Annotated in this window: 12 protein-coding genes and 1 pseudogene; 7 read left to right on the forward strand and 6 right to left on the reverse strand. The window is 68.8% G+C overall.

Annotated features, from left to right (window positions below):
- Positions 1 to 162: 162 nt before the first annotated feature.
- The 3 genes from mscL to BN13_RS09945 form a co-directional block, all read right to left on the reverse strand.
- On the reverse strand, positions 163 to 516 hold the full coding sequence (mscL, locus tag BN13_RS09935) for a large conductance mechanosensitive channel protein MscL (RefSeq protein ID WP_048546458.1): 354 nt from the start codon (positions 514 to 516) through the stop codon (positions 163 to 165).
- A 190-nt stretch (positions 517 to 706) separates the two neighbouring features.
- Positions 707 to 1,453, reverse strand: coding sequence for a hypothetical protein (locus tag BN13_RS09940; protein ID WP_157038536.1), 747 nt, complete (start codon positions 1,451 to 1,453; stop codon positions 707 to 709).
- A gap of 84 nt (positions 1,454 to 1,537) precedes the next feature.
- Positions 1,538 to 2,374, reverse strand: coding sequence for an S-methyl-5'-thioadenosine phosphorylase (locus BN13_RS09945; RefSeq protein WP_048546461.1), 837 nt, complete (start codon positions 2,372 to 2,374; stop codon positions 1,538 to 1,540).
- A 55-nt stretch (positions 2,375 to 2,429) separates the two neighbouring features.
- On the opposite strand from BN13_RS09945, the gene BN13_RS20770 reads away from it, so the two are divergent.
- Complete coding sequence (locus BN13_RS20770) at positions 2,430 to 2,645, forward strand: hypothetical protein (RefSeq protein ID WP_048546462.1); 216 nt, start codon at positions 2,430 to 2,432, stop codon at positions 2,643 to 2,645.
- 62 nt (positions 2,646 to 2,707) lie between these two features.
- Here BN13_RS20770 and BN13_RS20775 read toward each other — a convergent pair.
- The 3 genes and pseudogenes from BN13_RS20775 to BN13_RS09960 form a co-directional block, all read right to left on the reverse strand.
- A pseudogene (locus BN13_RS20775) lies at positions 2,708 to 2,824 on the reverse strand (FmdB family zinc ribbon protein); the annotation flags it as partial.
- A 48-nt stretch (positions 2,825 to 2,872) separates the two neighbouring features.
- A complete protein-coding gene (locus BN13_RS09955) occupies positions 2,873 to 4,450 on the reverse strand; it encodes a potassium/proton antiporter (protein WP_048546465.1) in 1,578 nt (525 codons plus the stop codon).
- Entirely contained in the window at positions 4,447 to 5,004 is a 558-nt protein-coding gene (locus BN13_RS09960; RefSeq protein ID WP_048546466.1) for a 5-formyltetrahydrofolate cyclo-ligase, read from the reverse strand. The genes BN13_RS09955 and BN13_RS09960 overlap by 4 nt, the downstream gene beginning before the upstream one ends.
- A gap of 25 nt (positions 5,005 to 5,029) precedes the next feature.
- On the opposite strand from BN13_RS09960, the gene BN13_RS09965 reads away from it, so the two are divergent.
- The 6 genes from BN13_RS09965 to BN13_RS19605 form a co-directional block, all read left to right on the forward strand.
- Positions 5,030 to 6,406, forward strand: coding sequence for a UTP--glucose-1-phosphate uridylyltransferase (locus BN13_RS09965; protein ID WP_048546468.1), 1,377 nt, complete (start codon positions 5,030 to 5,032; stop codon positions 6,404 to 6,406).
- Entirely contained in the window at positions 6,403 to 7,623 is a 1,221-nt protein-coding gene (locus BN13_RS09970; RefSeq protein WP_235434010.1) for a molybdopterin molybdotransferase MoeA, read from the forward strand. Before BN13_RS09965 ends, BN13_RS09970 begins: the two co-directional genes overlap by 4 nt.
- The gene (moaC, locus tag BN13_RS09975) at positions 7,613 to 8,113 is read left to right on the forward strand and encodes a cyclic pyranopterin monophosphate synthase MoaC (protein ID WP_048546472.1); all 501 of its coding nucleotides are present in this window, start codon (positions 7,613 to 7,615) and stop codon (positions 8,111 to 8,113) included. The genes BN13_RS09970 and moaC overlap by 11 nt, the downstream gene beginning before the upstream one ends.
- Positions 8,106 to 8,630 (forward strand): MogA/MoaB family molybdenum cofactor biosynthesis protein, encoded by a 525-nt coding sequence (locus tag BN13_RS09980; protein ID WP_048546474.1) that lies wholly within the window; start codon positions 8,106 to 8,108, stop codon positions 8,628 to 8,630. Before moaC ends, BN13_RS09980 begins: the two co-directional genes overlap by 8 nt.
- A complete protein-coding gene (locus tag BN13_RS09985; protein ID WP_157038537.1) occupies positions 8,627 to 9,229 on the forward strand; it encodes a GNAT family N-acetyltransferase in 603 nt (200 codons plus the stop codon). Before BN13_RS09980 ends, BN13_RS09985 begins: the two co-directional genes overlap by 4 nt.
- Positions 9,230 to 9,307: 78 nt before the next feature.
- Positions 9,308 to 9,939: hypothetical protein (locus BN13_RS19605; RefSeq protein ID WP_048546477.1), on the forward strand; the 632-nt coding region annotated here is incomplete at its 3' end.

Below are 9,939 nucleotides of genomic sequence, written 5' to 3' on the forward strand. Positions count from 1 at the left end.
CGCCCTCCAGGGCGTGCTCAAGTGCGTAAGGCGTGCTCAAGTTCGGAAACCGGGGGCCGGACATAGCAGAACGCCGCGTGACGGTCGGTCACGCGGCGTTCGCCAGGTGGGGAGTGTTACCCCGATGTCCCGTCCGCCCGGTCAGGCGTCCGGGACGGGAAATCAGCGGCGACGGAGCTCGTCGCGGATCTCGGTGAGCAGAGCGGTGTTGGCGTCAACGGCCTCTTCGGCCGGAGCAACGAAGCGCGACTTGGCGGCCTCGTAGGGCTTGACGACGAAGAAGTAGATGACAAAGGCAACGATGAGGAACGCGACCAGCGCGGTCAGGAACGCGCCCACCGGGACGCCGCCCGGCTGGTAGGAGTTGAAGTTCGGGTTGCCGCCGATCTTGCCCAGCAGCGACATGAACACGTCGGTGAAGGACTTGACAACGGTCGCGAACGAAGCGCCGATGACGAACGCAACAGCAAGCTCAATTAGGTTGCCGCGCATGACGAAGTCTTTGAAACCCTTCATGGGTCTGTTAATCCTTTGATTCCGGGAAGGTCCGAGCCATCGCCTTTTGGGGGCCCGGGGCGCCGGGGCAGCACCGCCGCCGACGCGTGACAACTTTAGCGCATACTGCGCCGAATGTCGCTTCCAACACGTGGGAATCCAATCTCAAGTATTGAATTCGCCCGGTAACTAGGATATTGGGGGTTTCCGGTCAGGGTGCTTGGTCGATGGTCACGTCGTTGCCGCGAACGGCAATCCAGTAGCCCGTCGGCCCACTACCAAGGCTCTGACCTGCGCTGATGCGGCTCGCGTCGGTCTTCTCAACGGCAACGAAGACGTATGCCGCGCCCACCCGCGCGCCGCTCGCACCCGTGTCGTCACCCGACACGCCGAGATCGGACGTGGTCACAGCAATCACATCGATCACTCGCGCCGCGCGGGCCACGGGGCTCTTCCGGCCGGTGGCATAGGCGTCGACGATGTCGCCCACCCGCAGGCGGCTCGCCATCGTCGGGTCTAGCAGTGGCAGCGACATCCCAACGAGACCCGGCGGCACCTGAGCTGCGCCCAGCCGAGGGGCGAGGGCGACCACGCCAAGGCCGCCAGGCGCTGCCGTTGCCCCGAGGGCGGGGGCAGCGTCGGTACCCGGATCAGCCCTAGTCCCGCCGTTGATGTCCGACCCGATGTCGGCTCCGGCCGTTGGGGTCGGGCTCGGCGAGGAGGTCGGGCCCCCGTGCGCGGCCGACCCCAGCGGGCCCGGGCGGGTGAGGACCAGAACGACCGCCACGAGCAGCAGCATCGCCGCGGCGACGCGTCGTAGCAGTCGCCGCCGCCACGCGGCCTTGCGGCTCGCGCCCGCCAGCGCGCCGAACGGTCCATCAGGCGACAACGCCAACCTTTTGCCACCCCGCCCGGCCAACCCACCCCCGAGCGAACCGCCAACCCCGATGCCCGCCATCGTCATCCCCCTTGATCGTGCCTGCTATTCGGCCCAGTTCCTGACCCGATACTGCTGACCTGCAACCCCTGACCCGACAAACCTCTAGGGGAGGTCGAAGGGCAGCGTGATGCCGTCCAGCGCCCGGCGACACGGGCACTGAGCATCCCCGTCGCCTTCGCTCGCCGGCAGGGCGGCCACGACACGCCGCACCGTGTCTTTGAGGTGGGATACGTTGTCCGCGAACACCGCCAGCACCGCCTCGTGGCTCACGGAGTCGTGACCGTCGACCCCGGCGTCGTGGTCGGTCACGAGGGCAATCGTGGTGAAACACATAGCCAATTCGCGCGCGATGGCCGCCTCGGGCATTGCCGTCATCCCAACCAGGCTCCACCCCGCGGCCTGGTGCCAGCGCGACTCGGCCTTGGAGGAGAAGCGCGGTCCATTGATCACGACCAGGGTGCCGCCGTCGACGGCGGGCTGACCGGCGGCCGTCGTCACCGACAGCACCGCCGCGCGTCCGGCCGGGCAATACGGATCGGCGAAGCCGACGTGCACGACCGCGCCCTCACCCTCATACACCGTGTGGGGACGCCCCCACGTCCGATCGACGACCTGGTCGGGCACGACCACGGTGCCGGGAATGAGTTCTGGTCGAAGGGACCCCACCGCGCAGGGAGCGACAACTTGCCGCACGCCGACTGAGCGCAGCGCCCACAGGTTGGCCCGGTAGTTCACCTGGTGCGGCGCGAAGCGATGCCCCTTGCCGTGCCGCGCCACGAAGGCCACCGAGCGACCCTCGACCTCACCGATCACCAGCGGATCGGACGGCGGCCCGAAGGGCGTGTCGACGTGGTGCTCGCGCGCGTCCGTCAGGAACGAATAGAAGCCGGAGCCGCCGATGACACCGATCTCGGCAAGCGCCGCGGGGGATGAGTCCATGCCGAGGAGCGTATGCCGCGCGACTGCCCCCGCGGGAGCCTCGCCTTAGGAGGCTGTGGACGAAGCCGGAACCTTGGATTTCGGCCCTGTGGATGACGCGGCGGACCCGCTGGAACCGGACGTGCCGGACTCGCTCTTCGTGCCGGAAGACGAGGACGAATCCGTTGTCCCAGAAGAAGAACTGCCGCTCGACTCGCCGGCCGGCGTGCTGGACGTCGACGATGAGGAGGCGGTCGAGGAGGAGCCGCCGGAGCGGGAGTCGGTGCGATAGAAGCCACTGCCCTTGAAGACGACCCCGACGGCGCTGAACTGCTTGCGCAGCGTCCCCGAGCACTCGGGGCATACGGTCAAGGAGTCGTCGCTGAAGGACTGAACGATGTCGAACCGGTGACCGCAGTCGGCACAGGCATAGGCATAGGTCGGCATGAGCGGCCCTTCACGTGGTGGCATCCCCGGGGGTGGATCGGCTGTCGAGTATACGGCGCCACCCGTGGGCGGCTATTCCGTCGGCCGGATCCCGCGCCCGGCCCGACCGGGGCGTTTGCGATAAGGGAGCGGTTCGGTCCACCCCGCCAGCCGTCCCTGCCGTCCGACCCGACGGATCATCCGCTCGGCCTCGTCCCGGGCCTTATCGGTCGTGACGATCAGCAGTTGATCCCCGTGCCGCAATGTCGTGCGGTCGGTGGGGACGATCCGGGCTCCGCCGCGCACGATCAGGGTGACATTGGCCCCCGGGGGCAAGCGGAGTTCGAAGATCGCCACCCCGTGCAGCATCGACGTCGCGCCGACGTCCACCTGCAGCAACTGTGCCTTCATCTCCTCGATCGGCGTGGATTCCACGGAAAGTTCGCGAGAGCGGTGCCCCTGGACGACGCCAAGCGCCTTGGCGACCAATGGCAGCGTCGGTGCTTGCACGATCGTGAAGATCACCACGAGGACGAAGACGAGGTCAAAGATCCACTCGAGATTGGGGGCATTCATCGTCACCGGGACCGTGGCGAGAACGACCGGCACGGCGCCCCGCAGCCCCGCCCACGACAAGAACGCCTGCTCTCGCAGGGAGTAGCCGAACCATGACACGGATGCCGCCACCGACAGCGGCCGCGCCACCAGCAGCAACACCAGGCCGATGACAATGGCCGGCACGATTTGCTGATCGAGCCGGCTCGCCTCGGCAAGGAGACCAAGCAAGACGAAGAGCCCGATCTGCGCGAGCCACCCCGCGGCCGTCGCGAAGGCGTGGACGGCCTGTCGGTGGGGGAGAGTGCGGTTGCCGAGCACCAAGGCACCGAGATAGGTCGCGATGAAGCCGGAGGCGTGGACGGCGGTGGCCGCAGCATACGCCAAGACCGTGACGGCGAGGATTCCGATCGAGAACAACCCTGAGGACGCCGAGGCCGTATGCCGCAGGAGCGAGCTCCCGAGGTAGCCCACCGCCAGCCCGATCGCCGCCCCGCCGGCGAGTTCCAGCGCGGCGATCAGGATGAGCATGAGCGGGCTGTGTCCATGTCCAGGGTTCGCGGCCTGCGCCGACAACGCGACGACCAGGATCACCACCGGCGCGTCGTTGAAGCCGGACTCTGCCTCCAAGATCCCGACCAGGCGGCGTGGGAGTGGGACATTGCGCAGCACTGCGAAGACGGCCGCCGCATCGGTGGAGGACAGGACCGCGCCGAGGAGCATCGAGGTGCTCCAACTGAGATCGAGCAGCCAGTGGCACGACAACGCGATGATCACGACCGAGACGGCCACGCCGATGGTGGACAACAGCGCGGCCGGCAGGACGCTGCGCTCGATCGATTTCCAATTGGTGGTCAGACCACCCTCGGCGAGGATGACGATCAGGGCGCAATAGCCCAGCGCCTGCGTCAACTCCGCCGAATGCACGTCGATCGGAATACTGGATTCACCGAGCGCGAGCCCGACTCCGAGATAGATCAGCAGGGACGGCAAGCCCGTCCGATGCGACAGTCGAATCGCGACGACGCAGGTGATCAGGATGACCGATCCGACGAGCAGGATCGGGGTGAGCGAGGCCAGGCTGAACCCCTCCGACGCGAGATCGCTCGCGGTCACCGAGACGTGTCCAACCACGCGAGACCCGCCGCGCTGAGCACACCGTCGACGCGCTGATCCCAGGGATCGGTCGGCATCGGCTCGACGAGGATCTCCTCGGGGTGCAGGATCACGACTCGGGGGCTCCGGCGGTCGGCGAGAGGCAGGCTGCGGTCATAACACCCGCCCGCCTGCCCGATCCGGGCGCCGGTGTGATCGACGGAGAGACCCGGGACCAGCAGGAGCCGACATGGGGCATGGGCATCAAGCCCCAGCGGCGTGCGGCCCGGATCGGCGAGATCGGCCCAGTCGAGGTCGTAGCTCGCCAAAGTGATTGGCACGAGCACGCGCGCTCCGCGGGCGGCGAGCACGCGGCATACGGGACGAATGTCGGGTTCCCCAGGAATCGGTTCGTATGCCGTGACGGCGTCCCCCGCGCCGATCCCGAGTTCGTCGAGTAACGGCTCGAGATGCTGTGCCATGGCCTCGCCGTCAGCCGCGAGATCCCGGGCGAGCGCAATCTGCCGACGGCGCGCGCGGCGCTCGGCTCGCAGGATCTGCTTGGCGCTGGGCATGGGCCTTCATCGTAGGCTGAACGCCATGACTGCTGAGGGCTTGACCGCCGCTCGAACGGCGATGGAAGAGCGTGGAATCGACCCGGTTGCGATCCGCGCCTTTGAGCGCTTCTATGGACTGTTGGCGGGGGGTGCCCAGGGCCTGATCCCGGAAGAGACGATCGACCCGCTCACGGACGTGCAGAGCCTCGACGGGTTGGGCGCGACCGAGGACGAGCGCCGGGAGGCGCTGGCCAAGGTCGCCGTCATCAAGCTCAACGGGGGCCTGGGCACCAGCATGGGCCTCACCGGGCCGAAGTCGGTGCTGCCTGTTCGCGGCGAGCTGACGTTCCTCGACATCATCGCCCGTCAAGTGCTCGCCCTGCGCGCGCGCTATGACGTGGCATTGCCACTGTTGCTGATGAACTCCTTCCGAACGCGTGCGGAGTCGCTCGCCGTCCTGGCGGCCTATCCGGACCTGGCCGTCGAGGGGCTGCCCCTCGACTTCGTCCAGAACGCCGAGCCCAAGCTGACCGCCGACACGCTGGAACCCGTGTCGTGGCCGGCCGATCCGTCGCTGGAGTGGTGCCCGCCGGGCCATGGCGACGTCTATAGCGCGCTGCAGGGCACGGGCGTGCTGGATCAGCTGCGCGCCAAGGGGATTCGCTACATCTTCTTGGCCAATGCCGACAACCTCGGCGCCACATGCGACCCCGACATCGCCGCCTGGCTGCTAGCCGAGGGGGTGCCGTATGCCGCGGAGGTGTGTGAGCGGACCGCCAACGACCGCAAGGGCGGCCACCTCGCGGTGCGCAAGAGCGATGGGCAGTTGATTCTGCGCGACAGCGCGATGGTTGCCCCGGGGGAGGACCACTTCTTCCAGGACAACATCCGCCACCCGCTTTTCCACGCCAACAACCTGTGGGTCGACATCGACATGCTCGCCAGCCTGCTGGCCGAGCGCGACGGCGTGCTGGATCTGCCGATCATCGTCAATCGCAAGACGGTCGATCCGACCGACAAGGCGTCCACCAAGGTCATTCAGATCGAGTCCGCGATGGGGGCGGCGGTCGAGGTGTTCGCCGGGTCGCGGGCGATCCACGTGCCGCGAGACCGGTTCCGGCCGGTGAAGTCGACCAACGAACTGCTGTTGGTGCAGTCCGACGTCTTCGATTTGGACGACGACGCCAATCTCGTCTCCCAGATCGATCACGCTGAGCCTTCCGTGCTGCTGTCGTCGCCGTACGCGATGGTTCCGGGCTTTCGGCAGCGGTTCCCGGAGGGTGTTCCGTCGATGCGCGAGTGCACGTCGCTGACGGTGACGGCCGATGCGACGTTCGGCGCCGATGTCACGTGCATCGGGGACGTCGTCGTCGATGAGGATGGCGTCATTGCGCCGGGGACTGTCCTCGGGACGGCATGATGCGTTCGGTCGCCGAGCATCGCGACGCGATCCTCGCGGCGGTCGCGCCGCTGGCGCCGGTGGCCCTGCCGATCTCAGCGTGCCGCGGGCTCGTAACGGTCGCCGATGTCGTCGCTGAGGTGGACCTGCCCGGCTTCAACAACTCCGCCATGGACGGGTATGCCGTGCGCGCCGCCGATGTGACGACCGCCCGCCCGGGCGCTCCGGTCTCGCTGCGCGTCATCGGTGAGGTGGCCGCGGGGGGTGACGGCGCGGCATACGACGTGGGGGTGGGTGAGGCGGTTCGGATCATGACCGGGGCGATGATGCCCGCCGGCGCGGACGCCGTCGTGATGGTCGAGCGCACCGACGGCGGCACCGAGGTGGTCGCGATCGAGGACGCCGCCCCGGTGGGCCAGTCCATTCGGCCTGCGGGAGAGGATGTCCGGGCCGGGACGGTAGTGGTGCCGGCCGGGACGGTGGTGAATCCGCGCGTCGTCGCGCTCGCCGCGGCGACCGGGCACGGCACGCTCGCCGTGCGCCCGCGCCCGCGCGTCGCCGTGCTCTCCACCGGAGACGAACTCATTCCTCCGGGTATGCCGCTTCGCCCCGGTCAGATTCATGAGTCCAATGCGCCGATGCTCGCGGCCTGTGTCGAGGCGCTTGGTGCCGAGGTCGTGCGTGTGGCCAGCGTGTCCGACGATGCCGACGCACTCATTGCGACGCTGGGCGAGTTGGTGGCCTCGTGCGACGCCGTGGTCACGACCGGCGGTGTGTCCATGGGGGCGTATGACGTGGTCAAGGCCGCGCTGCGGGATCGCGGTGTGGAGTTCGTCCAAGTCGCGATGCAGCCGGGCAAGCCGCAGGGGTTCGGTGCCTTCGACGGGGTCCCGGTGTTTGCGCTGCCGGGCAATCCGGTGTCGGCCTTCGTCAGTTTCGAGATGTTCGTCGCTCCGGCGCTGGACACGATGATGGGGCGATCGCACGAGCGGCGGGTAGTGACCGGGGTGATGGGGCACGCGCTCGACTCGCCGGCGGGTCGAACGCAGATCGCCAGGGCAGTCACGCGACGGGCCGGCTCGACGTGGCTCGTCGATCCGGTTGTCGGCCAGGGCTCGCACTTCGTGCACGATCTGGTCCGCGCCAACTCGCTGGTGATTGTGCCGGCCGAGTCGACCCGGTTGGTCGAGGGGGACCCGGTCGAGGTGTGGCTGCTGGATGGCGTTCATGACCACTGAGTCCTCGAGTGGGCGGTTGACCCACGTGCGCGATGACGGCAGCGCGCACATGGTGGACGTGTCGGCGAAGGCCGTGACCGTGCGGGAAGCGTCGGCGGCGGGGCGGGTGCTGCTCAGCGTGTCGGCGGTGGCGGCGTTGCGAGAGGGCACGGTCTCTAAAGGCGACGCGCTCGCGGTGGCGCGCCTGGCCGGGATCATGGCGGTGAAGCGCACGCCGGAGTTGATCCCACTGGCGCATCCGATCGCGGTGCATGCGGTCGAGGTGGACCTTGCTGTCGTCGACGATGGGGTGACGATCGCCGCCACGGTGCGGACCGCCGACCGCACGGGGATCGAGATGGAAGCCCTGACCGCGGTGTCGGTGGCGGCGCTTACGGTCATCGACATGGTGAAGGCGATCGACAAGCATGGGCGGATCACCGACATTCGCGTGACCGCGAAGTCCGGGGGTCGATCGGGGGACTGGCGAGAGGACCCTGCCGATGGCTGAGGCTGAATCGTCCGGGGCGATCGACCCGTTGCCCTTGTCCGGATCCCGGGCGCTGGTGGTGACCTGCTCAACGCGCGCGGCGACCGGGGTCTACCCCGATCGGGGTGGGCCACTCATCGCAGACTGGTTGCGCGAGCGCGGAAGTGCTGTCGAGGGGCCACTGGTCGTGCCCGATGGGCGGGATGTCGGTGCGGCGATCGCCGGGGGCGTGGCCGCGGCATACGACCTGATCGTGACGACGGGCGGGACCGGCTGCTCGCCGACCGATGTGACCCCGGAGCAGACAAAGCCGCTGTTGGACAGAGAGATTGCCGGAATCGCTGAGGCGATCCGGGCGGCCGGGGTTGCTGCGGGCGTGTCGACGGCGATGTTGTCGCGAGGTCTGGCCGGGTTGGCGGGCCGGACGGTTGTGGTCAACCTGCCGGGATCGACCGGCGGTGTGCGCGATGCGCTCGGGGTCTTGGATGGCGTGTTGGCGCACCTGCTGAGCCAGGTGCGCGGGGGCGATCACGGGTGAGCCGGATCTGGCCCGTCGAGTTGGCGCAGACGCTGCCCGATGGGGGCCGGGTGGGGCTGCGGGCGATGCGCGTTCGGGACCAACGTGAGTATGCCGAGTTGCGGCGCCGCAACCGCGAGTGGCTGCGTCGCTGGGACCCGACGAATCCGCACGGCCCGAGCGCGTCGGTGAGTTATGGCGAGTTGCTTCGGGCGCAGCGGCGCGCGGGGCGGGCGGGCACGGCCTACGCCTTCGGAGTCACCGTGGACGAGGCCTTCGCCGGGCAGGTGAACGCCTCGAATGTGGTTCTGGGAGCGGCGCGTTCGTTTTCGGTGGGGTATTGGGTGGGGCAGGAGTTCGCGGGCCGGGGGGTGACGCCGCTGGCGGTGGCAATGATCGGGGATTACCTGTTCGGCGTGGCGGCGCTCCACCGGATGGAGATCAACATCCGGCCGGAGAATGCGGCGTCCCTTGCGGTGGTGCGCAAACTGGGGATGCGCGAAGAGGGGCTCCGGCTCCGCTTCCTGCACATCGCCGGGGACTGGCGCGACCACCGCAGCTTTGCCGTCACCGCGGACGAGCTCGGGCCGGGTGGGTTGGTGGGTCGGCTGCGCGGCTGATGCCGTAGGCGTGCCAGTTGCGCGACACACCGAGCAGCGTGCCGGGCTGGGCCGCGTGCGCTCAATAGGTTTGGACCCGTGCAGCCGAGCAGCCTGATCTTCGTTCTTGTCATTGCGATTTGGGCTGCCTACCTGCTGCAGCACTGGCTCCGTCGGCGCGAACACCTCTCGACCGCACGCACGCTCGACCGCTTCTCGGAGTCGATGCGCGTCTTGGATCGCACCAAAATCGGCCGCACCAGCGCGTCGGGCGGCATGTCGACGACGGGCTCGATTCCGTTGCACCGCAGGCGCACTCCGGGCTTGGCCATCCGCGAGGTGGCCGGCGGCAACACGATGGCTGTCGTCGTTCCGGGCGGGTCCGAGTCGGCTTCCGCGGCGGTGTCTCAGGGGTCCTCGGTTGCCGTCGAGGCGGGGGCCGGACGGGGTGCGGTTCAGCCGGCCCCGGCGGCTCGGGCGAGGGCATCGGCGGGAAGCAGCGGCGGCAATCGCGCCATCTTCGGCGGGCTGCTGTTGGGCTCGGTGGTTGTGGCTCTGGTGACGGCGGTGTTGGCCGCGCTGACATCGCTGTCGTGGATCGTGCCCTGGCTGGCGGTTTTGGTCGCGCTCGGATCGTTGGTCGGGTTGCGGCGCCTCGCCGCGCAGGCAACCGCAGCGCGCGTGGCGACGCGGACTACTGCTCGGCCGGGCCGCGCGTCGGCCGGCCGGCC

The organism is Nostocoides jenkinsii Ben 74, assembly GCF_001046875.1.
Classification (GTDB): Bacteria; Actinomycetota; Actinomycetes; order Actinomycetales; family Dermatophilaceae; genus Nostocoides_A; species Nostocoides_A jenkinsii.

Excerpts from the sequence above, each read along its gene's own strand:
- BN13_RS09980 (WP_048546474.1), top strand. The coding sequence starts at position 8,106 with ATGGCTGAGGCTGAATCGTCCGGGGCGATCGACCCGTTGCCCTTGTCC.
- BN13_RS09940 (WP_157038536.1), bottom strand. The coding sequence starts at position 1,453 with ATGGCGGGCATCGGGGTTGGCGGTTCGCTCGGGGGTGGGTTGGCCGGG.
- BN13_RS09965 (WP_048546468.1), top strand. The coding sequence starts at position 5,030 with ATGACTGCTGAGGGCTTGACCGCCGCTCGAACGGCGATGGAAGAGCGT.
- moaC (WP_048546472.1), top strand. The coding sequence starts at position 7,613 with ATGACCACTGAGTCCTCGAGTGGGCGGTTGACCCACGTGCGCGATGAC.
- BN13_RS09970 (WP_235434010.1), top strand. The coding sequence starts at position 6,403 with ATGATGCGTTCGGTCGCCGAGCATCGCGACGCGATCCTCGCGGCGGTC.
- BN13_RS09945 (WP_048546461.1), bottom strand. The coding sequence starts at position 2,374 with ATGGACTCATCCCCCGCGGCGCTTGCCGAGATCGGTGTCATCGGCGGC.
- mscL (WP_048546458.1), bottom strand. The coding sequence starts at position 516 with ATGAAGGGTTTCAAAGACTTCGTCATGCGCGGCAACCTAATTGAGCTT.
- BN13_RS09960 (WP_048546466.1), bottom strand. The coding sequence starts at position 5,004 with ATGCCCAGCGCCAAGCAGATCCTGCGAGCCGAGCGCCGCGCGCGCCGT.